18 protein-coding genes are annotated in these 21,666 nt (G+C 73.5%); 6 read left to right on the top strand and 12 right to left on the bottom strand.

Annotation, left to right across the window (positions count from 1 at the left end; all coding sequences use genetic code 11):
- Positions 1–198: 198 nt before the first annotated feature.
- From ABTW95_RS09610 to ABTW95_RS09590, 5 genes are all read right to left on the bottom strand, one after another.
- Complete coding sequence (locus tag ABTW95_RS09610) at positions 199–696, bottom strand: nuclear transport factor 2 family protein (RefSeq protein WP_396449717.1); 498 nt, start codon at positions 694–696, stop codon at positions 199–201.
- 26 nt (positions 697–722) lie between these two features.
- Positions 723–1,658: an SGNH/GDSL hydrolase family protein gene (locus tag ABTW95_RS09605; RefSeq protein ID WP_500225921.1), complete on the bottom strand. Its 936-nt coding sequence runs from the start codon at positions 1,656–1,658 to the stop codon at positions 723–725.
- Between the two features lie 39 nt (positions 1,659–1,697).
- Positions 1,698–2,291, bottom strand: a complete 594-nt coding sequence (locus ABTW95_RS09600; protein ID WP_396449738.1) for an SGNH/GDSL hydrolase family protein — start codon at positions 2,289–2,291, stop codon at positions 1,698–1,700.
- 29 nt (positions 2,292–2,320) lie between these two features.
- Positions 2,321–2,578 (bottom strand): acyl carrier protein, encoded by a 258-nt coding sequence (locus ABTW95_RS09595; RefSeq protein ID WP_396449715.1) that lies wholly within the window; start codon positions 2,576–2,578, stop codon positions 2,321–2,323.
- A 474-nt stretch (positions 2,579–3,052) separates the two neighbouring features.
- A complete protein-coding gene (locus ABTW95_RS09590) occupies positions 3,053–4,105 on the bottom strand; it encodes a sulfotransferase family protein (protein WP_396449714.1) in 1,053 nt (350 codons plus the stop codon).
- A 585-nt stretch (positions 4,106–4,690) separates the two neighbouring features.
- On the opposite strand from ABTW95_RS09590, the gene ABTW95_RS09585 reads away from it, so the two are divergent.
- The 3 genes from ABTW95_RS09585 to ABTW95_RS09575 all read left to right on the top strand — a co-directional run bounded on the left by ABTW95_RS09585 (position 4,691) and on the right by ABTW95_RS09575 (position 12,427).
- On the top strand, positions 4,691–5,335 hold the full coding sequence (locus ABTW95_RS09585) for a hypothetical protein (RefSeq protein WP_396449713.1): 645 nt from the start codon (positions 4,691–4,693) through the stop codon (positions 5,333–5,335).
- Between the two features lie 51 nt (positions 5,336–5,386).
- Positions 5,387–7,405 (top strand): SPFH domain-containing protein, encoded by a 2,019-nt coding sequence (locus ABTW95_RS09580; protein ID WP_396449712.1) that lies wholly within the window; start codon positions 5,387–5,389, stop codon positions 7,403–7,405.
- 144 nt (positions 7,406–7,549) lie between these two features.
- The gene (locus tag ABTW95_RS09575; RefSeq protein WP_396449737.1) at positions 7,550–12,427 is read left to right on the top strand and encodes a DNA repair ATPase; all 4,878 of its coding nucleotides are present in this window, start codon (positions 7,550–7,552) and stop codon (positions 12,425–12,427) included.
- Between the two features lie 5 nt (positions 12,428–12,432).
- Here ABTW95_RS09575 and hypE read toward each other — a convergent pair whose 3' ends face one another.
- The 4 genes from hypE to ABTW95_RS09555 are packed head-to-tail and all read right to left on the bottom strand — an operon-like array spanning position 12,433 to position 14,859.
- Positions 12,433–13,500 (bottom strand): hydrogenase expression/formation protein HypE, encoded by a 1,068-nt coding sequence (hypE, locus tag ABTW95_RS09570; RefSeq protein ID WP_396449711.1) that lies wholly within the window; start codon positions 13,498–13,500, stop codon positions 12,433–12,435.
- 14 nt (positions 13,501–13,514) lie between these two features.
- A complete protein-coding gene (locus tag ABTW95_RS09565; protein WP_396449710.1) occupies positions 13,515–14,009 on the bottom strand; it encodes a DUF892 family protein in 495 nt (164 codons plus the stop codon).
- 22 nt (positions 14,010–14,031) lie between these two features.
- Positions 14,032–14,154, bottom strand: coding sequence for a hypothetical protein (locus tag ABTW95_RS09560; protein WP_396454645.1), 123 nt, complete (start codon positions 14,152–14,154; stop codon positions 14,032–14,034).
- A gap of 33 nt (positions 14,155–14,187) precedes the next feature.
- Positions 14,188–14,859, bottom strand: coding sequence for a DUF6084 family protein (locus ABTW95_RS09555; protein ID WP_396449708.1), 672 nt, complete (start codon positions 14,857–14,859; stop codon positions 14,188–14,190).
- Positions 14,860–15,039: 180 nt separating this feature from the next.
- On the opposite strand from ABTW95_RS09555, the gene ABTW95_RS09550 reads away from it, so the two are divergent.
- Positions 15,040–15,378, top strand: a complete 339-nt coding sequence (locus tag ABTW95_RS09550) for a hydrogenase maturation nickel metallochaperone HypA/HybF (protein WP_396449707.1) — start codon at positions 15,040–15,042, stop codon at positions 15,376–15,378.
- A gap of 69 nt (positions 15,379–15,447) precedes the next feature.
- Positions 15,448–16,485 (top strand): aldo/keto reductase, encoded by a 1,038-nt coding sequence (locus ABTW95_RS09545; RefSeq protein WP_396449706.1) that lies wholly within the window; start codon positions 15,448–15,450, stop codon positions 16,483–16,485.
- A 428-nt stretch (positions 16,486–16,913) separates the two neighbouring features.
- Here ABTW95_RS09545 and ABTW95_RS09540 read toward each other — a convergent pair whose 3' ends face one another.
- The 3 genes from ABTW95_RS09540 to ABTW95_RS09530 form a co-directional block, all read right to left on the bottom strand.
- Positions 16,914–19,061, bottom strand: a complete 2,148-nt coding sequence (locus tag ABTW95_RS09540; protein WP_500225917.1) for an acyl-CoA dehydrogenase family protein — start codon at positions 19,059–19,061, stop codon at positions 16,914–16,916.
- A 134-nt stretch (positions 19,062–19,195) separates the two neighbouring features.
- Positions 19,196–19,768 carry a TIGR03086 family metal-binding protein gene (locus tag ABTW95_RS09535; RefSeq protein WP_500225916.1) on the bottom strand — a complete coding sequence of 191 codons (573 nt, stop codon included), beginning with the start codon at positions 19,766–19,768 and terminating at the stop codon, positions 19,196–19,198.
- A gap of 134 nt (positions 19,769–19,902) precedes the next feature.
- A complete protein-coding gene (locus tag ABTW95_RS09530; RefSeq protein WP_500225914.1) occupies positions 19,903–20,901 on the bottom strand; it encodes an oxygenase MpaB family protein in 999 nt (332 codons plus the stop codon).
- A gap of 97 nt (positions 20,902–20,998) precedes the next feature.
- Between ABTW95_RS09530 and ABTW95_RS09525 the strand changes: the two genes are divergently transcribed.
- Positions 20,999–21,637 (top strand): TetR/AcrR family transcriptional regulator, encoded by a 639-nt coding sequence (locus ABTW95_RS09525; RefSeq protein ID WP_396449481.1) that lies wholly within the window; start codon positions 20,999–21,001, stop codon positions 21,635–21,637.
- Positions 21,638–21,666 lie beyond the last annotated feature (29 nt).

The raw sequence follows: 21,666 nt of genomic DNA, 5'->3' as shown, positions 1-21,666 counted from the left end.
GCCCCGCCGGAGGCTCGCCCGGCGGCGCGCCCGCCGGCGCCGGGCCCGCGGTCGCGGGGTCCGCGAGCGCCGGGGCCGCGAACGCGGGGTTCACGGGGTGTGCGGGGACCTTACTGTCCATCTTTCTTTCCACTCCCTTTATCCCTGGGGCGGCTCCCGGAGCCGCGCTGTCCTGCCACGCACTGCGGTCTCGCGCCCCTATGACCGCGTCGTGCCGGACGGGCCCCCCGCCCCCTCCGCTCCCCCCGAGTCGTCTCTTCCGTCGTCCGCGCCGTCGTCGGCGCGCTTGCCGGCCTTTCCCGCGGCCTCCTCCATCCGCCGCCCGACGGCCCGCGCGAGCGTCATCGCCGCGGGCAGCGGGCGGACCATCACCGTCAGGCCCGTGACCAGGCCGGTGGCGCCGAAGCTGAGCAGGTCCAGCCCCTGGACGTCCTTGCCCAGCACCCGCGCGTCGAAGATCAGCGCCTGGGTGGGCGGCCCGGCGCCGTTCGGGGCGCGGCTCACCAGCTCGTCGGTGTAGCGGAACTCCTCGAACACCTCGAACAGCACCGCGAGCAGCGAGGTCACCGTGTCGCGGCCGATATAGGGCTTCACCATCACCGGGCTGCGGAACTCGATGCCCGGGTCGAGGACGCGGGTGACGGCGGCGAGGTCCTTGGCCTCCACCGCCGAACGGAACGTTCCGGGAACCGTCATCCGAGCTGCTCCCTTCGCTTGCCGTGTCAGTTCTTCCGTGGCGGGGCGGTGCCGGCGGGGGGCGTGCTCGTGCGCTCGCCGGCCGGCGGGCCGGGAGCGGTCCGGGCGGCGGCGGACACGGTGCTGGACCGGGTGCCGGACGGGGCGCCGGGCGGGAGGCTGCGCGGGGCCGCGGGCTCGGCGGCGGGCTCGGCGGCGCGGAGGCCGGCGGACGGGGCGGCGGCGCGGGCGAGGTCCCGGGCCCAGGCCCGGTAGCCGGCGGGCGACGGGTGGAAGCCGTCGGCGGCGAACAGCGCGCGGTCGCGCGCCATCGCCTCGTCCATGGGAGCGTGGACGGCCCCGCCCGCCCGGACCGCCTCCGCCATGATCCGGTCCATGGTCCGCGCGCGGGCGCCGAGCACGTACCGCAGCGGCCGCGGGATCGCGGGGAACCGGTGCACCGGCGGCATGCCCGCTACCAGCACGGCCGCCTCCGCGTACCGGGCGCGCAGGACGCCGACCAGCTCGGCGACGTCGGCCGCCCAGCGGCGCAGCGGGCGCCGCCGGATCAGGTCGTTGATCCCCACGGTGACGACCACGAGGTCCGGCGCGGAGCCGCCGGGCGGCGGGACGAGGCCGCCGGTGATCCGGCGGGCCGTCGCGCCGTTCTCACCGGAGACCGACCACGCCACGCTGCGCCGCAGGCGCTCGCCCAGCGCCTCGGCGAGGAAGCCCGGCAGCGCCTCGGCGTGCCGGGACGCCCCGACGCCGACCGCGGTGGACTCCCCGATCACGACGACGCGGAACGCGGGCCGGCCGGCGCCGGGGTTCGCGCCCTGCACGAAGCCGTGCTCGTCCCCGCCGGCGGGGTCGAGCCGCGGTGTCCGGCGCACCGTCCACCACGCCTGGACGGCCAGCACGGGAGCCAGCGGGATCAGCATCATCGACTGGGACGCGCGCGCGAACGAGAATGGTCTTTTCATATGTTTTCCACACTGCCGGTCCGGCCCCCGAGGCCAAGCTCAGCCCACCCGCTCGCCGAGCAGGCTGCCCGCTATCTCCGCGATCACCTCCGCCACATATGCGTGCCCGCGCGGGTTGAGGTGGATTCCGTCGGAACTCCACATCGCGGGGTCAGCGACTTTCGCGACCGTCTCCCGTTCCGGGAATGCCATTCCGAAGTCGCGGGAGACCCGGTCGAGCTCCTCGTTGAAGTCATGAATGCGCTGGACGGTCCGTTTCTTGCGGAACTGCGACATCGGGGTGAGGTCCAGCAGCGGCGGCCGGGGCACCGGGATCGCCAGCACCACGGCGCCGGTGCCGCGGGCCCAGCCGAACAGCTCGTCCAGCCGCGCCGCCGCGGCGGCGCGCTCGAAGCCGCGCAGCGCGTCGTTCATGCCGCAGCCGAGCACCACGAGCGCCGGCCGCAGATGCCGGACGGCCGGCAGCTGGTCGCGGACCACGTCCTCGATCGTCGCACCCGGGTCGGAGGCGTTCAGCATCGATTCACGGGGAAAGCCCAGGTGGTCGGCTATCCGGCCGGCCCAGCCGAGCCACCCGCCGGCGGGGTCCGGGTCGTCCTGCCCCTCGGCCACGCTGTCGCCGAGCACCACCATCAAGGGCCCGTCCCCGGGCCGGCCGCCCATCACGCGACGAGTTCGAGCAGGTAGTCGGTGAGCGCGGTCACCGTCTCGCGGCGCCGGGCCTCGGCCACGTCGACCTCGACCTGGAGGTGGTCCTCGATGTCGCTGATGATGCTGATCGCGTAGACGGAGTCCACCCCGTAGCGGGCGAGTTCGACGGATGGATCGATGTTTTCCGGGGGTCTGTCGAGGTAGAAGGCGATCCTGTCAAGAAGCCACGATTGCAGCTCGGCGTGGGAAATAGTTTCCGATGTGGTCACCGCACTCCTCCTTATGTCAGAGGATCGTCGAATCAATCGCGATAGCTACCGGGTGACGAGCAACACGCAAGATACAACCAAAAGCAGGATGTGTCTCAGGTCGGCATGGTGAACGATCGGACACGGCCATGTCTCTGTTCCGTAAATTAAGTCAGCACGCCGGTAAAAACGGTACTCGGGTTACCGGCCGGTAACCCCGCCGTTAAGGGGCCCAGGCCACCATGATCGGAAAACGCTGTCCCCGTCCGCCCCAGCGGTCCGGTTCTCCCCCGCGCGGTGCACTACGGCACGCCACCTGCGCGGTTCCCCAGCAGGCTCGCGGCGGCGCGCGGCGCGCACGGCGCGGCGCACCGGGCACGTTCCATGAGAATTTCGGACAACCGCCCAGACTCGTCCCACGCGGGCCGGTCGCGGGCTCCTTGCCCTGGGGACAGACTCACCTGTCCCCGTCGCATCAGTCCTCAGACCCTCGGGTCAGCGCACCGGTCCGGTCAGCCGGGACGCGACGGGGTTGGGCTCCCGCGCCTGCGCGAGCCGGTCCAGTGCCGCCTGCGTGTGCCGCCACCGCCAGCGGTGCGCGGCCAGCCGGTGGAACTTCGCGAGCTGCGCGGCGGCGGGGCGCGCGGCGCCGGCCAGCTCGTAGCCGTGGTGGCGCAGCCGGCCGGCGAGGACGTGCTCGACCAGGTCCGCCTCCCCCGCCTCCATGCGCTCGCGCCACGCGCCGACGTTGCGGGTGTTGGGCGCCTCGTGGGTGCGCAGATGCCACCTGCGCTCGGACGGCACCGTCCGCCGGGCGTGCCGGTACGCCTCGGTCATGGCGGGGTCGTACTCCTCGCCGAGGAACGCGCACAGCTTCGCCAGCTCCTCCTCCGGCTCGGCGACGAGGTCCTCGTAGCGGAACTCGTAGAAGGTGTCCGGGCCGAGGCGGGCGGCGAGGCGGCGGCCGGTGTCCACCGCCTCCCGCCAGGTCAGCGCGGCGGCATGGAGGTCCCCCTCGAACCACGGCATGCGCATCAGCGAGCTGACCGCGTCCCGGCCGTCCCGGACGAGGTGGACGAACTGCGCATCCGGGAACATCCGCTGGAGCATCGGCACCCGCCGGAAGTAGCTCGGCCGCTTGTCGCCCCACCGCGGCTTGCCGTGCGCCCGCGCGTAGCGGCGGAAGACGGCCGCCAGCGCCGACCCGAGCGTCGGCGGCCCGTGCACGATCTCCTCGACCACCTCGGCGGCGTCCAGGCCGAGGACGGCGAACTTGGTGTCCTTCCCGCCGGTGATCCATTCCGCGAGCGCCCGCCGGTTCTCCTCCCGCTCCAGGTCGCCGAACTCGTGCCGCCGCTCGTAGGCCACGTGCACGAACCGCGTCTCGGACGGGAACGCGATGCGCCGGTGCGAGTGCAGCATCTGCTGGAGCAGCGTCGTCCCGGAGCGCGGGCACCCGAGGACGAAGATCGGCCGGCAGGTCTCCGCCGGCGCGGCGGGCGGGGTCGTGCCGGGCGACGCGCCGGGCGGAGTGGCGGGCGGGGTCATGGCGGGCGACGGTAGCGGCCGCTCCTGAACGCGACCTCCAGCGAACCTCAACGCAAGCTGAACGTCCCCCGGCGGCCGCCCGGAGATCACCGCTTTCGCGGTGAATGGCGAGGTCAACGCCCCATATGGAGTGATCCGCCGCTTTAAGACTTCCCTTCGGGCGAGAAATAAGCTAAAGTAACTACCGGTGTGCCGGGAAGACTGGTCGGCGAGACAGGATTCGTCTCCGATCAGGAGGGCATTGGATGACCCCCCGGCACTTTTTCATTGCGCCGGCGCCGCCGCGCCGAACCCGCCCCCAGGACGCCAGGCCGTACGACCTGAGCCACGTCGCCTGGGCGCACGCGTTCCCAGATAGCTGAGCACGGCCCTCTTCCCCGCCCGGCGCGAGCCGTTCCCGCTCGCCCGGCGGAGCCTCCCCGCGCAGCGAGGCCTCCTCGCTGGAATCCATTCTCAACACCGGGACGCCGTTTCGGCCGCCCGGACGGTCAATGACGCCTCGATGCGGGAGCGTGCATTTCCATGGGCGAATTCCTCGATGCCGCATTCGGTTTTCCCACCGCTCTTTTCAGCTTCTCTCTCCTGGTGGTCGCCGGGTACTGGGCGCTCGTCCTGCTCGGCGGCCTCGGCGTCGACTTCCTCGGCGCCGGCACCGATGCCGACGCGGGGGCCGGTGCCGGCGCCGGGGACGCGCACGGCGGCGACGCGGACGGCGGGGACGGGTTCCTCGCCGAGCGGCTCGCCGTGCTCGGCCTCGGGGGCGTGCCCGCCACCGTCGTCCTGTCCCTGCTGATCGCGGTCGCGTGGTTCGTGAGCCTCGCGGTCGCGGCCTCCGGCGGCGTCCTGCGCTTCCTGGCCCTGCCCGCGGCACTGGCCGCGGCGTGGCTCGTGACGCGGGCGGCGGTGCTGCCGCTGCGCCGCGTCTTCCAGGACCAGGTCGCGGCGTCGCTGCGCGACTTCGTCGGGCTGCCGTGCGTCATCCGCACCGGGCGGGTGGGCACGGACTTCGGCCAGGCGGAGGTCACCGCGCCCGACGGCTCGTCCGCGATCATCCAGGTCCGGCTGACCGCGGCGGACGTCCCCGCGGCCGGCGCGGCGCCGGACGGCACGGGCCTGACCGCCGGCAGCACCGCCCTCATCTTCGACTTCGATCCGAACGGCCAGTTCTTCTGGGTCATGCCGCACGACGCGGCGTCCGGCCTGGCCGGCGGGCCCCGCCCGGTCCGCTGACCGGCCCGCCCGACCCCCGCTTCCTCGTTCCCCCAGCCGACAGGGAGTCCCATGGACACCATCACGATAGGAGCCGGCGTGCTCCTCGCGCTCGCCCTGCTCATCGCCCTCGGCCTCGTGCTGATGGTGACGCGCCTGTTCCGCAAGGTCGACCAGGGCCGCGCGCTGATCATCTCCAAGCTCAAGAAGGTCGACGTCACCTTCACCGGCGCGATCGTCCTGCCGGTCCTGCACCGGGCCGAGCTGATGGACATCTCGGTCAAGACGATCGAGATCGAGCGGACCGGCCGGGACGGGCTGATCTGCAAGGACAACATCCGCGCCGATATCCGCATCACGTTCTTCGTCCGCGTCAACAAGACCGTCGAGGACGTCATCAAGGTCGCGCAGGCCATCGGCACCGAGCGCGCCAGCAACCAGGAGACGCTGCAGGAGCTGTTCGCGGCGAAGTTCTCCGAGGCGCTGAAGACCGTCGGCAAGCACCTCGACTTCGCCGACCTCTACACCCGCCGCAACGAGTTCCGCGACCACATCATCCAGGTCATCGGCACGGACCTGAACGGCTACAGCCTGGAGGACGCGGCGATCGACTACCTGGAGCAGACGCCGCTGCTGTCGCTCGACAAGTCCAACATCCTGGACGCGCAGGGCATCCGCAAGATCACCGAGCTGACCGCGATCGAGCACGTCCGCACCAACGAGTACACCCGCCACGAGGAGAAGGAGATCACCCGCCAGAACGTGGAGGCGCGGGAGGCCATCCTGGAGCTGGAGCGCCGCCAGGCCGACGCGGAGATCCGCCAGGAGCGCGAGATCGAGACCGTCCGGGCCCGCGAGGAGGCGGAGATCGAGCGGGTCAAGGCCGAGGAGCGGCTGCGCGCGCAGACCGCGCACATCCGCACCGACGAGCAGCTCGGCGTGCAGCACGAGAACAAGGACCGCGAGGTCTCCGTCGCCGCGAAGAACAAGGAGCGCGTCCTCGCGATCGAGAGCGAGCGCATCGAGAAGGACCGCCTCCTCGAAGTGATCGCCCGGGAGCGGGAGACCGAGCTGACCCGGATCGCCGCCGACAAGGAGGTCGAGGCCGAGAAGCGGGAGATCGCGAACGTCGTCCGCGAGCGGATCGCGGTCGAGCGGACGGTGGCCGAGCAGGAGGAGGCCATCAAGCGGCTCCGCACGGTCGAGGAGGCCGAGCGCGCCCGCCAGTCGGTGATCATCCACGCGGAGGCGGAGGCGCAGGAGAACCTGGTCAAGGGCATCAAGGCCGCCGAGGCGGCCGAGGCCGCCGCGCAGCACCGCGCCCGCGAGGAGCTGACGATGGCGGAGGCGCGCCGGCAGGCCGCCGAGCTGGACGCCGAGGCCAAGGCCCGGCTCGCGGAGGGGCTGCGCGCCGAGACCGCCGCGCCCGGCCTCGCCGAGGTCGAGGTCCGCGAGCGCAGCGCCGAGGCCATCGAGCGGGTCGGCCACGCCGAGGCGCAGGCCGCGCAGGAGATGGCGCTGGCGGAGGCCGCCCGGATCCGGGAGAGCCTGCGCGCCGAGGCGGAGGGCCTGCACGAGAAGGCCGGGGCCATGGCGGCGCTGGACGAGGCGTCCCGCCAGCACGAGGAGTACCGGCTGCGGCTGGAGGCGGAGAAGGACGTCCGGCTCGCCGGCCTCGAAGCGCAGCGGCAGGTGGCCGAGGCGCAGGCGACCGTCCTCGCGGCGGGCCTGGAGAAGGCCGACATCGACATCGTCGGCGGCGATTCCGCCTTCTTCGACCGCGTGGTCGGCTCGATCTCGCTCGGCAAGGCGGTGGACGGCTTCGTGCGGCACTCCGAGGTCGCGCAGTCGCTCGCGGGCCCGTGGCTGGACGGCACGTCGTCCTTCCCGGCGGACCTGTCCCGGGTGCTCGGCTCGATCGACACCGGCGGCGTCCGGGACCTGACCCTCTCGGCGCTGCTGCTGCGGCTGATCAAGTCGGGCGGCCCGGAGGCGGCCGGCCTCCAGGACCTGCTGGACGCCGCGCGCCGCCTCGGCGTCGCCGACGCGCCGCTGTCGGAGGTCAACGGAACCGCGGTGGCCGCCGGCTGATCAAAGAGACCTGCGGCGGGTCGTCGCGCCCGGGGGCCGACGGACCGGCGGCCCGCCGCAGCCGCCCGTGGGGGGTTCGCAGCATGAGGGAGATCGGAGAGACGGGTGACTGACGACGTCCGGGTGGGCACGGGCGGGGCCGTACTGGACCGCGGGACGGAGGCGGACCGGGAGGCGGCGCACGAGCAGGCGGCGGCGCTGGACCACGGGACCTACGAGGTGCTGCGCGCGCGGCTCGCCGGGCACGCCGGCGAGCTGGCGCGGCGCGCGGAGGCGCTGAACGCGCGGCGGCTGGAGGTGTTCGGCGGCGCGGAGACGCGGCTGGCCGGCACCGAGCGGATCCGGACCGCGCACAACTGCGTGCCCCGCGACGTGGTCGCGCTCGGCGACGTGATGCTGTTCGGCTACAACGTCTTCCTCGGGCTGAAGCCGGAGACCGCGGTCGGCGACGTCTTCTCGCTGCACCGCTTCACCCGGGGCGAGGACGGCGTCGCGTTCACCCCGGTCGGGCCGGAGGCGGTGCCGGGGCTGCTCGACGACCCGCGGTTCCTGCGCGACTTCGCCGACATGTACCGGTACTACCGGCAGGCGCGGCTGCTGCAGCTGCGGCTGGTGGACGGCCGGCTGCTCGCGGTCTTCCAGACCGGCCCGCGGCTGTCGGACCTGCGCGTCCTGCGCTGGCGGACGGCGCCGGACGGCCGCGTCGCCTACGAGGACAACCAGGGCGAGCGCGACCACGCGTTCCCGCCCGCGCACGACGTCGACTGGGTCGAGACCACGCGGGACGACCACGTCCTCGGCCGGCACCCGCACATCTCGATCGAGGGCGAGGTGTTCGTCGAGACGATCGGCGGCACCCTCACCGTGAAGATCGAGGACAACACCGGCACCGGCGAGGGCATCTACTCCGAGCCGGTCGACGAGCCCCTGCAGTCGCTCGCGGACGCCGACGTCCTGCACGCGCGGGTCGGGGCGCTGATCCTGCTGCGGATCCGGCCCTACAACGAGTCCGCGTGGCGGCACCTGGTGTTCAACGTCCGCACCAAGGAGGTCACCCGGCTCGACGGCATCGAGCAGGCGTGCCGGCGGCTGCCCGACGACCACGGGATCATCTTCCCGGGCGGCTACTACCTGGACACCGGCGCCGCGAAGACGTTCGACACCGACGCGACCGGGCTGGAGTACGAGCGGGTCGTCCGGTCCCCCAACGGCGAGGACGTCCTCTACGTCTTCCACTCGCGGGAGGACGGGCGGTCGCTGCTGCTGCCGTACAACGTGATCCGCAAGCGGGTCGCGACGCCGATCACGTGCCACGGGTACTCGCTGTTCGAGGACGGGACGCTCGTCGTGATGCGGGCGTTCTCCGACGAACCGACCCGCGTCCACCCCATGCAGATCTGGACGACCCCGTACGTCTCGGACGCGCACGCCGCCGCCCAGCCGGTCGGCACCGGGCCGCTGGAGCGCGTCGGGAACCCCGACCTGGTCCGCGGCATCTCCGAATGCCTGTCGATCACCCGGATGGTGGACGAGATGTCCCCGTCCACCCGGGTGTTCGAGGCGCTGATCTCGTCGTGCACGCGGGCCGCGGACCTGTACCACTGGCTCGCCGAGGAGGAGCTCGGCGACCTCGCCGCGCCGCTGGCTGACGTCCGCGCGACCGCCGGGCAGGTGCTGGACGAGTACGAGAAGGTCAGGGCGCTCACGGACCGGGCGGCCTCCGCCGTCGCCGAGGCCGCCGAGCACATCGCCGCGCTGGTCCGCCGGGCGCGGACCGAGGCGCCGTCGACCGCCGACGGCTGGATCTCGGCGCTGGCCGGGTTCCGCCGCGCCCAGGGCCGCCTGGAGACGCTGCGCGACCTGCGCTACGTCGACGCGTCCCGGATCGACGAGCTGTCCGAGGCCGTCCAGGCGGAGCTGCGGGACGCGGGCGCCGGCGCGGTCGAGTTCCTCCAGCGGGAGGAGGCGTTCACCGGCTACCACGCCGAGGTCGACCGGCTCACCGAGGCGGCCCGCGCCATCGGGACGGCCGCGGAGGCCGCGCCCCTGGCCGACCTCCTCGACGCGCAGCACGAGGGCCTGGAGGTCGTCACCGAGGTCGTCGGCGACCTGGACGTCACCGACGCGACCGCGCGGACCGCGATCCTGGAGCGGGTCGGCGAGGTGCTCGGCGGCCTCAACCGGGCCCGCGCCGTCCTCGACGGCCGCCGCCGCGAGCTGCTCGCCCGCGAGGGCCGCGCCGCGTTCGCCGCCGAGCTGGCGCTGCTCGACCAGTCGATCGCCGGCGCCCTCGCCACCGCCGGCACGCCCGAGGCCTGCGACGAGCAGCTCGGCCGCCTCCTGCTGCGCCTGGAGACGCTGCAGGCCCGCTTCGCCGAGCTGGACGAGTTCCTCGCCGAGCTGGAGACGAAGCGGACCGAGGTCTACGAGGCGTTCTCGTCCCGCAAGCAGACGCTGCTGGACGAGCGCGCCCGCCGCACCGACCGGCTCACCGAGTCGGCCGAGCGCATCCTGTCCGGCGTCCGCCGCCGCGCCGCGGCCCTGGCGTCCCCGGACGAGGTCAACACCTACTTCGCGACCGACGCGATGGTGGCCCGGCTCCGCTCGATCGCCGACGAGCTGCGCGGGCTGGACGACGACGTCCGCGCCGAGGAGCTGGACGGCCGCGTCAAGGCGGCCCGCCAGGAGGCGGGGCGCGCGCTGCGCGACCGCCTCGACCTGTACGGGGACGGCGGCGGGACGATCCGGCTGGGCCGGCACCGGTTCGCGGTCAACACGCGCCCGATCGAGCTGACCCTCGTCCCGCACCGCGGCTCCGTCGCCTTCGCGATCACCGGCACCGACTACCGTGCCCCCGTCCGGGACGAGGGGTTCGCGGCGACCCGCGACCTGTGGGGCCAGACCCTCGTCTCGGAGACCCCGGAGACCTACCGGGCCGAGTACCTGGCGGCGTCGATCCTCGCGTCCGCGCCCCTCGGCGAGCTGCGGCGGGCCGCCGCCGAGGGCCGGCTGCCCGGGCTGGTCCGGGACGCCGCCGCCGACCGCTACGACGAGGGCTACGAGCGCGGCGTCCACGACCACGACGCGGCCCGCATCCTGGAGGCGCTGCTGCGCCTGCGCACCGAAGCGGGCCTGCTGCGGTACCCGGGGCCGGCCCGCGCCGCCGCACAGCTCTTCTGGACGCACGGCGCCGACGAGGCCGGACGCACCATGTGGACGGCCCGCGCCCGCTCCCTCGTCCGCGCCCGCGAGGCGTTCGGGCGGGCCGAGGCCCTGACCGGCCTGACCGCCGAGCTGGCCGCGTCCATCACCGCCTTCGCCGCGGCGAACGACCTGCCCGCCCCCGACCCGCTCACCGCCGAGTACCTGGTGGAGGAACTGGCCGCCGCGCCCGAGGGCTTCGTGACGAGCCAGGGCGCCCGCACCCTCCTGAAGGGCTTCGCCCAGGCGCTCGGGGACACCCCGCTCGACGCGGACCTGCGCGACGCGGGGTCCCTCGCCGCCCGCCACCAGCTCGCGGAGGCATGGCTCAGCTCCTACCTGGGGACGGGCGCGGACGGCGACCCGGCCGACGTCCTCGAGGCCGTGGCGATGCTCCTCTGCGCGTCGGCCCGCTACGACTCGCCCGCCGCGCTCACCGCGACGATCGAGAACCTGCTCGGCGACCACCCGCGCATCGCCGACCGGCGCCTCGATCTCCGCCTGGACGAGGTCCTCGCCCGCACCCACCGGTTCCGGACGGAGCGCGTGCCCGCCTTCCGCGCCTACCAGAAGGCCCGCAACGAGCTGATCGCGTCCGAGGAGAAGCGCCTCGGGCTGGCCGGGCTCAAGCCCCGCACGATGAGCGCGTTCGTGCGGAACCGCCTCGTGGACGAGGTCTACCTGCCGCTCGTCGGGGACAACCTCGCGAAGCAGCTGGGCGCCGCCGGCGACGGCAAGCGCACCGACCAGATGGGGCTGCTCCTGCTCATCTCGCCGCCCGGCTACGGCAAGACGACGCTCATGGAGTACGTCGCCGACCGCCTCGGCCTGGCGTTCGTCAGGGTGGACGGCCCGGCCCTGGGCCACGACGTGACGTCCCTGGACCCGGCCCAGGCGCCCAACGCGACGGCGGCCCGCGAGGTCGAGAAGATCAACCTCGCCCTCGAAATGGGGAACAACGTCCTGCTGTACGTGGACGACATCCAGCACACCTCACCGGAGTTCCTGCAGAAGTTCATCCCGCTCTGCGACGCCCAGCGCCGCATCGAAGGGGCGACCCGCACCTACGACCTGCGCGGCAAGCGCTTCGCCGTCTGCATGGCCGGCAACCCGTACACCGAGTCGGGGCAGCGCTTCCAGATCCCGGACATGCTCGCCAACCGCGCGGACGTGTGGAACCTGGGCGACGTCCTGTCCGGCAAGGACGACCTGTTCGCGCTCAGCTACATCGAGAACGCCCTGACCTCGAACCCCGTCCTGGCGCCCCTGACGGCGCGCGACGGCGACGACGTCGAGCTGCTCGTGCGGCTGGCCTCCGGCGACGAGACCGTCCGCCCCGACCGCCTGTCGCACCCCTACTCCCAGGCCGAGCTGGACGAGATCCTGTCCGTCCTCGGAAAGCTGCTCCACGTCCAGGAGGTCGTCCTGACGGTCAACCGCGCCTACATCGCCTCCGCCGCCCAGGACGACGCGTCCCGCACCGAGCCGCCGTTCCGGCTCCAGGGCTCCTACCGCGACATGAACAAGATCGCCGAACGCATCCTCCCGGTGATGAACGCGGCCGAGCTGGAGGCGGTGATCGACGACCACTACCGGGCCGAGTCGCAGACCCTCACGTCCGGCGCCGAGGCCAACCTGCTCAAGCTGTCCGAACTCCGGGGAACGCTGACGCCGCCCGAGGCCGAACGCTGGGCGGAGGTCAAGGCGGCCTACCGGCGCTCCCAGACCCTCGCCGGCAGCACCGAGGACCCGTCGGTGGGCGCCCTGCTGCACCTGGCGGACAGGCTCGCGGCCATCGAGACCGCCCTCCGCGCCCGCTGACTCCGTCAGCAGATCCGCGGGAGGGGGTCGCCCACCAGGAGGTCCACGATGCGGGTGCCGCCGAACGCGGTCTTCAGCAGGACGGTGGCGGGCGGGTCGTCGTGCACGCGGCCGATCACCTCGGCGTCCGCGCCCAGGGGATGGGCCCGCAGCGCGGCGAGCGCCGCGTCGGTGGCTTCGGGCGAGACCACCACCACGGCCCGGCCCTCGCACGCGACGTACAGCGGGTCGATGCCGAGGAGCTCGCAGGCGCCCCTGACCGCGGGCCGCACCGGGACCGCCGCCTCGTCCACCACGACGGCCAGGCCCGCATCGGCCGCCAGCTCGTTGAGGACGGTCGCGACACCGCCCCGGGTGGCGTCGCGCATCCGGCGGACGGCGCCCGGGCAGCGGGAGGCGAGGTCGGCGAGCAGGCAGTTCAGCGGCGCGGTGTCCGAGGCGAGGTCCGCTTCGAGGTCGAGCTCGCCGCGCGCCAGCATGATCGTGACGCCGTGCTCGCCGATCGGGCCCGTCACCAGGACGGCGTCGCCGGGACGGAGCTCGCCCGCGGGCGGGGCGCCGACGACGCCCACGCCGGACGTGTTGATGTAGCAGCCGTCGGCCTTCCCGCGCTGCACGACCTTGGTGTCGCCCGTGGCGATGTCCACGCCGGCCGCCTCCGCCGCGGCGCGCATCGACTCGGTGATGCGCCGCAGCGAGGAGATCGGGAAGCCCTCTTCGAGGATGAAGCCCGCGGACAGGTGCAGCGGGGTCGCGCCCGAGACGGCCAGGTCGTTGACGGTGCCGTTGACCGCCAGGTCGCCGATGTCGCCGCCGGGGAAGAACAGCGGGGACACCACGTAGGAGTCGGTGGTGAAGGCCAGGTCGGCGCCGTTGACGGCGAAGCGGGCCGAGTCGTCGAGGCGGTCCAGGAGCGGGTTGCCGAACGCCTCCTGGAAGACCGCCTCGACCAGCGTGCGGGTGGCCTTGCCGCCGGACCCGTGCGCCAGGGTGACGGCGTCCTCCCGGAGCCGCGCCCTGCGGCCGCGGGCCCGCGCGATGCGTTCGAGGACCTGCTCCTCGCGGATGGTCATGAGAGTCTCCTGCCTCAGTCCCGGACGCCGTGCTGCCGGAGCGACAGTTCCACGGCCAGGTCCCAGCGGTTCGACAGCTCCTCCGCCAGCGCGTGCGCGTCGTCGCACATGGCCGTCGCGACCCGGGCCGTCTCCGGGTCCCCGGCGCGGTCGGCGACGCGGCGCAGCATCTCGGCCGCCGCGATCTGCAGGTGGGCGGCGACGTAGGCGTCGCGCATGTGGCGGCCGACCGGGTCGCGGCGGCTGCGCCCCAGGCCGGCCTCCAGCACGGCGGCGAACATCTGCCCCGCGTCGCGGACGATGGACGGGGCCGAGCCGTGCGCCCGCAGCCGCGCCTCGATCTCCCGCGTGTGCCGCCGCGTCCGCTCGGAGTAGCGGCCGAGCCGCCGGCAGACGTCCGGCTCGGCCGCCACCGTGGTGAGCAGCTCGCTCAGCGTCGCCTCGACGTGCTGCTGCAGGGCGTGCGTGTCCTTCAGGTAGCCGACGAGGTGCCGCTCGATGGTCGCCATGGCCCGGGTGCACGGTCTCCGGTCAGGACATGCGCCGCCGGCGCATCCCCGGCACCGCCATGGCGAGCGCGACGAGCGCGAACAGTGCGAACAGCGTGATCGCCGACCGGGCGGCACCCCTGCCCGTGCGGATTCCCTTCCTCATGCCAATTCCTCCTTAGTGAGTTCTTCGACCGCGCTACACGGTCCGTTCTTCCTCTTCGCGCTCCAGCTCGGCCTTCCGCAGCAGCTCGTCGACGGTGTCGTCGAACGAGGAGTGGGCGCGGCGCGCCCGGTAGGCGGCCAGCCGGCCGAAGCACGCGTCGTCCAGGCGGAGCCAGCGGGAGGCGCCGTGGCACGCCTCCACGAGGTCCCGCCACGCCTGGACGGGGAGGACCCCCGTCGTCTCGGCGTGCCACGGGATCTGCCGCGTGCGGGACGCCCCGTCCTCGCCCGGGTAGAACACCGTGCCGTCGAAGGCGAGGTCGAGCGGGACGTCGCCGCCGTCGAGGGCGTGCAGGTACCGGTCGGCCTCGGTGTGCATGTCGTGCCCGCACGGCAGCGACAGCGTCGCCTCCGTCCTGCCGCGGAAGGTCGGCACCGTCGCGCCGACGCGCGCCCACGGCAGGGCCTGCAGCGTCCTGTCCCAGGTGTCGGGCGTGCCGAACACGCCGGTGAGCCGCTCGCGTTCGGGGTCGTCGTAGTCGCGGCGCGCCGCCGCGATCGTCACGGCGGCGGTGAGCAGCACGCACTGGACGGGCCCGCCGTCCAGCCGCCGCAGCCGGGTCCGCAGGTTCAGCGCGGGCGGCGCCGCGACCGTTCCCGCCTCGATCCCGAGCAGGTCGATGCCGAGTTCCGGCGCAGCGGTCATCTCTCCCCCAATGATCATTACGAATTCGGACTGCCCGGCGGGATGGGACCGAAACCCTGTCCGGAAATCGGCGGACCAGCGTTCCCGGATTTGGTAAACGGAAGGTTTACGGAGGAGCATCGGGGGCACCGGACAGGCGCCTGAGCTACGGAAACGCGCCGGCGAGCGGACGGAGGACGCGTGCACGAACTGGCCGTCACAGAAAGCCTCATAGCGGCAATTTGCAGTCAAATGCCCGACTCTCAGGTCGCGGTCGTCCACCTCGAAATAGGGAAGCTTTCCGGAGTCATGCCGGACGCGGTACGAATCTGCTTCGCCTCCGCCGGAGAGGGGACGTGCGTGGCCGGGGCCCGGCTCGACATCACCGAGCCCGAGGGCGTGGCCGACTGCGGCAGCTGCGGGACCTCCTTCCCGGCGCGCGAACCGCTCGCCGTGTGCCCGTGCGGCAGCGCGGACGTGACGGTCAGCGGCGGCACCGACCTGACGATCAGGGCGGTGGAGATCACCGACGACCCGTGACGGGCTTGACCTGGAGCGCGCTCCAGCTCCTAGCGTTCTGCGCGTTCACCTGAGCTAGGGAGCGCATACATGCAGTACCGCAAGCTCGGCCGCACCGGTGTCGAGGTCAGCACCCAGACCCTCGGCGCCATGATGTTCGGCTTCGTCGGCAACCCCGATCATGACGAATGCGTCCGCATGGTCCACCGGGCCCTGGACGCCGGGATCAACTTCATCGACACCGCCGACATGTACTCCGCGGGGGAGAGCGAGGAGGTCGTCGGCAAGGCCATCAAGGGCCGCCGGGACGAGGTCGTCCTCGCGACCAAGTTCTTCTTCCAGCTGGGCGAGGAGCGCAACAGGCGCGGCGGGTCGCGCCGCTACATCGTCCGCGCCGTGGAGGACAGCCTCCGGCGCCTGGACACCGACCACATCGACCTGTACCAGATGCACCGCCCCGACTGGGACACCGACCTGGAGGAGACCCTCGACGCCCTCACCGACCTCGTCCGCCAGGGCAAGGTCCTCTACGTGGGTTCGTCGTCCTTCCCCGCCGACCAGATCGTGGAGGCGCAGTGGGCGGCCGAGCGCCGCGGCGGCGTCCGCTTCGTCTGCGAGCAGCCGCAGTACTCGATCTTCGCGCGGTCGATCGAGCGTGAGATGCTGCCCGCCGCGCAGCGCCACGGCATGGGCGTGATCCCGTGGAGCCCGCTCGCCGGCGGCTGGCTGACCGGCAAGTACCGGCGCGACGAGCAGCCGCCGGCCGGCTCGCGGTTCGCGCCCTCGGACAACCCCGCGTGGCGGCAGCGGACCGTCGACGTGGACCCGAGCGCCCCGGCCCGGTACGACGCCGTCGAGCGGCTCTCGAAGATCGCCGAGGAGGCCGGGCTGCCGCTGACGCACATGGCGCTCGCCTTCGTCGGCGAGCACCCGGCCATCACCTCGACGATCATCGGCCCCAAGACGATGGCCCAGCTGGACGACCTGCTGGCAGCCGCCGACCTCCGCCTCGACGCCGCCGTCCTGGACGCGATCGACGAGGTCGTCCCCCCGGGCACGGACATGCCCGGCATCGACCACCGCACGGGAAACCCGTCCCTGCTCCCCCAAAACCGCCGCCGCCCCTAACCCAACCCACCCGGACATGCCCGCAGAAAATGCTCCAAGCGGGCATGCCCGGCACAAGGCACAACGCCCCCCGCGAGCGCGCCTACACACCCACAACCCACCACAACAAAGTCGCAAGGATCGCCTACGTCGCCAACGGCAATTCCAGGGGGGCGCCCCCTGAACCAACACAGCCGTCTCTTGGACGAGCACACTTCAAACCCTCTTGGACCAGACCCGAGCCGGCACGCAGACCGAAGCGGCGGCCGCGGGCAGGCACGCGGAGGGCGCTCTAGCGCCCGGAGCGGGCATGCCCGGCGACGCAGGTGACCGCAGCGACCCCGCACAAACCGCAACAGGCACAGCGACCGCAACAAAGGAGCGAGGATCGCCTGCGTCGCTAACGGGGGTTCCAGGGGGTCGCCCCCCTGGGCAAACACCCCCCTGGGCTAGCACAGCGGGTCGCGGGGGAGTTTCAGGATGCGTTCGGCGATCTGGTTGCGGGTGATCTCGGAGGTGCCTCCGGCGATGGACATGCCGCGGGAGCCGAGGCGCATCAGGCCGGCGAACTGGCCGAGGCCCTCGTTGAAGGCGGTGGCGGGGCCGGCGAATTCGGCGAGGAGGTCGGCGGTGGCGTGGCCGTGTTCGGCGAGGACGAGCTTGGTGATGTTGCCTTCGGGGCCGGGTTCGCCGCCGGCGACGGCGCGTTCGGCGGAGCGGAGGTTGAGGAGGCGGAGGGCCTGCTCTTCGGCGAGGTGGGCGCCGACGCGTTCGGCGGCGGCGGGGACGCGGTCGCCGTGCTCGCGGTAGAGGGAGATGAAGTCGGGTCCGGGCGGGCCGCCGACGCCGCCGCCGATGCTGACGCGCTCGTTGCCGAGGGTGGCGCGGGCGACGGTCCAGCCTTTGTTGGGCTCGCCGACGACGTCGGCGTCGGGGACGAAGACGTCGGAGAAGAACACCTCGTTGAAGTCGGAGCCCCCGGTGATCTGGCGGAGCGGGCGGACTTCCACGCCGGGGTGCTCCATGTCGATGACGACCATGGTGACACCGGCGTGCTTGGCGGCGTCGGGGTCGGTGCGGACGGTGGCGAACCCCCAGCGGCAGTGCTGGGCGCCGCTCGTCCAGACTTTCTGGCCGTTGACGAGCCAGCCGCCGTCGACTTTGACGGCGCGGGTCTTCACGGCGGCGGCGTCGGAGCCTGCCTCGGGCTCGCTGAACAGCTGGCACCAGATCTCTTCGCCGGTGAGCGCGGGCCGCACCCAGCGGTCGATCTGGTCCTGGGTGCCGTGCTGGATCAGGGTGAGGATCACCCAGCCGGTGATGCCGAGCTGGGCGCGTTTCACGCCGGCGGCGCGGAACTCGTCCTCGATGACGAGCTGCAGCCCGGCGCTCGCCTCGACGCCCCAGGGGCGCGGCCAGTGCGGCTGGAGGTAGCCGGTGTCGATGAGCTTCCGCCGCTGCTCGGCGGCGGGCAGCGCGGCGATCTCGCGGGCCAGCGCGCGGATCTCGGGGCGCCGCGCCTCGGCCTCGGGCGGCAGGTCGAGGGACGTTTCGCGGACGACGCCGGCGGCTCTCAGGCGGGTCACGTCGCGTTCGGCGGAGTGCGGGTCGAACACGGCCGCCAGTGTGGCGGCCCGGCGCATCAGCAGGTGGGCGTCGTGCTCCCAGGTGAAGCCGATGCCGCCGTGCACCTGGATGTTGAGGCCGGTGTTGGCGGTGAACGCGGGCAGCGCGAGCGCGGCGGCGACGGCGGCGGCCAGTTCGAACTGGTCGGCGGGCCCGGACGCGGCCCGCGCGGCGTCCCACACGGCGGCGGTGGCCAGCTCGGCGGCGACGAGCATGTTCGCGCAGTGGTGCTTGACCGCCTGGAACGTCGCGATGGGGCGGCCGAACTGCTGCCGCACCTTGGCGTACTCGACGGCGTTCTCGACGCATTCGAGCGCGCCGCCGACCGCCTCGGCGGAGACGAGCGTGCGGGCGACGGCGACCGCGTGCGGCCGCGCGCCGGGGAGGACGTCGGCGGCGGCGCCGTCCAGCGTGACGCGGGCCGAGCGGCGGGCCGGGTCCAGGTTGGCGGGGACGTCGACGGTGACGCCGGGCGCGTCGGCCCGGACGACGACCATGTCGTCGCCGGCCGCGAGGACGAGCAGCTCCGCCAGGCCGCCGCCGAGCACGACGCCCGCGTCACCGGTCGCGGCGCCGTCCGCCGCGGTCAGCGAGCCGCCGGTGCCGAGGGCGGCCGGGGCGGCGCCGGAGGCGAGGCCGGGCAGCAGGCGCGCCCGCTGCTCGCCGGTCCCGGACGCCGCGATCACCGCCGAGGCGATCATCGTGGGCAGCATGGGGCCGGGCGCGGCGGCGCGGCCCAGCTCCTCGGCGACCACGACCAGTTCGGGCAGTCCCGCACCGCCGCCGCCGTGCTCCTCGGGGAGGTGCAGGCCGAGCAGCCCGAGCCCGGCGAACCCGGTCCAGAAGTCGGGGAGCGTCTCCTTCTCGGCGTCCAGCAGCGCGCGGTTCGCGGCGCGCGCACCCCGGTCGCGCAGGAACGAGCGCGCCGTTCCGGCCAGCTCGCGGTGCTCCTCGCTGATGGCGATCGCCATGACCCCTCCATGCCTCGTTGCGTCCCGGGAACCAGAATGGCATTCGGTTGCCCTGGAGGCGAGGGGGCGCCGCGATCTATCGCAGCGCCTCGGCGAAACGGTCCGCCTCCGGCGCACGTTCCGGCGGAGCGGTCTCAGCGCAGGGGGCGGCGGCCGAGGAGGGCGACGAGCCGTTCGCCGGGCGGTGCGTCCGGGGCGGGTTCGACCGGGTCGGCGAACAGCGGGCCGCGCGGCTCCGGCAGCACGAGCGGCGCCACCGCCAGCAGGTCGCCCGCCAGCACCGGCGGGACGGCCCGCCGCTCCCCCGTGGCTTGCGCGATGTCCCAGCCGTGGACGGCGACCTCAAGGGCGCCCGCGCCGGTCAGCAGGTCGCCCGGCAGCCGCCGGTCCCCGACGGCGACCGTCCGCAGCGCGGCGGACGCCCGCAGGACGCGGACGGCCCGCACCCGCAGCGCCGACACCGGATCGTCCGGCGGCTCCCCCGGCGACCGTCCGACGCGTCCGCCGCTCAGACCCTCATGCAGGGCGGCCAGCGACTCGCCGAGGTGCAGCACGAGCATGGCGAGGTCCCAGGACGCGCACGGCGTGCGGCACCCCAGCATGTCCGGCGCCACCCCCTGGACGGCCGTCAGCGCGAAGCCGATCGCCCGGTCCAGCAGCCCGGCGCCGCTCCCGGCGGTCGTGGTCGCACGCGTCCGCTCGCACATCCGGCCTCCCATCAGAACGACGGCCGTTGAGCGGACCGCCTGTTCTGTGGACTGCCTCCGCAGCGGAAAGTCATCGGCGCCCGCCCGGCACCGGAGCGCTGCCCGCGACGGCGAAACCCGGCGCGGGGCCGGGGTCAGGCGATCGCCTCCACCTCGTCCCGGGTGAGGGCGGGGTCGGGGGTGGTCGGCGCGGTCGAGGCGACCGGCGCCGAGACGCCGCCGGCGACGCGGGCCTCGGCCTCGCGGTACTCCCTGATCGGGCCGGTGGCGTCGTGCAGGCCGTTGAGGACGAGCCACAGCGCCGCCCGGCGGGCGCGGAGCCGCACCGGGTTCGGCGGCCGGTAGAGGCAGAGCTTCTGCGCCCACCCCGGGAGCATGTCGCGAGCGGCCCAGTCCATGAAGGGGCCGCCGGGCTCCCAGGGCTTGAGCTTGCTGTCGCGCAGGTTCGGCCCGGTCTGGAACGCCTTGATCGGGGTGAGCGCGAGGCGCGGCAGGTAGGACTCCAGGCACTCGGCGACCTCGGCCTTGGTGGCGGGCAGGTCGGTGCCGCCGAGGGCCTCGCCGACGCGGACGAACTCGCGGTAGTAGCGGTCGATGTCGCGCAGCGGGCGCCGGTGGTAGCGCTCGTGCGCGGTCGCGATGCCCCAGACGACGGTGGCGTAGTTCCAGCGCAGCCATTCGGGGTCGTCGGCGTCGTAGGCGAGCCCGTCCGGCCGGGTGCCCTTCACCGTGTGGTGCATGGCGCGGACGGTGCGGGCCAGCTTCTCGGCGGTCGGCGTGGAGCCGTAGGCGGTGCCGATGAAGAACGACAGGGAGTGCCCGAGCCGGACCGCGGCGCCCTCCGGGTCGATGTTGCCGGTGGGGATTCCGTCGACGCGCTCGGGGATGCGGGAGTGGTCGTAGGCCATCCAGCTGATGCTCGGGTCGAGGCCCTCGATGTAGGCGGCGCCGACCAGGCCGAGGAGCAGCGTGGGCAGGTGCGAATGCACGTACCAGACCGCGCTGCCGGGGCCGAACCAGCCGGGGTCGCCCTCCGGCCCGGCGAAGTTCAGGCCCTTGAAGAACCTGGAGCGTATCTCGGTGTCGAAGGCCCGCTCGAACCGCGTCGCGACGATGTTCGTCTTCCCCGGCATCTGCACTCCCAGTTCTGGTGACGACTGTAGCCAGAGTAGTTGTCTGGGTACATCCGTGTCCAGACTCGGATCGCGGGAGGGCCGGTATCGTCGGGGCATGGCGAACGCGCGCACGGCCACGTCCACCCGGTGGGCCGGGGTCCCCGCGAGCCGGCGGCGGGACGAGCGGCGCGCGATGCTCGTCCGGGCCGCGTACCGGCTTTTCGGCGAGGAGGGCGAGGCGGGCCTGACGGTGCGCGCCGTGTGCCGCGAGGCCGAGCTGCACACGCGCTACTTCTACGAGAACTTCGCCGACACCGCCGAGCTGCTCGCGGCCGTCTACGACCGGCAGGCCACGGCGCTCGCCGAGGTGCTGGACGCCGCGGTCGAGGAGGCGGGCCCGAGCCCGGAGGCCCGCACCCGCGCGGGCATCCGCAGCGTGCTGCGCTTCATCAGCGACGACCCCCGGCGCGGGCGCGTCCTGTTCGCGGAGGCGCCCGGCAACGAGGTGCTGGCCGAGCGGCGCCGGGCCGCGCAGACCGCCCTGCTGGACGGCGTGCTCGCGATGAGCAACGTCGAGAACCCGCGGCTGCCGGTCGTCATCGCCGCGACGATGTTCACCGGCGCGATGACCGAGCTGGCCCAGCGGTGGGCGGACGGGCGGCTCGGCGACGACCTCGACGCGGTCGTCGACAGCGCCGTCGAACTGTCCCTCGCCCTCCACACCGCCGCCGCGCGGCACGCCCAGAAGAACTGACCCGCGGCGCGCCGCCCCCATGCCGCCGC

Origin of the sequence: Spirillospora sp. NPDC127506 (assembly GCF_040302145.1) — a bacterium.
GTDB lineage: Bacteria > Actinomycetota > Actinomycetes > Streptosporangiales > Streptosporangiaceae > Spirillospora.
Note: the sequence above shows the minus strand (reverse complement) of the source record. Positions and strands in the feature narration are given on the sequence as shown.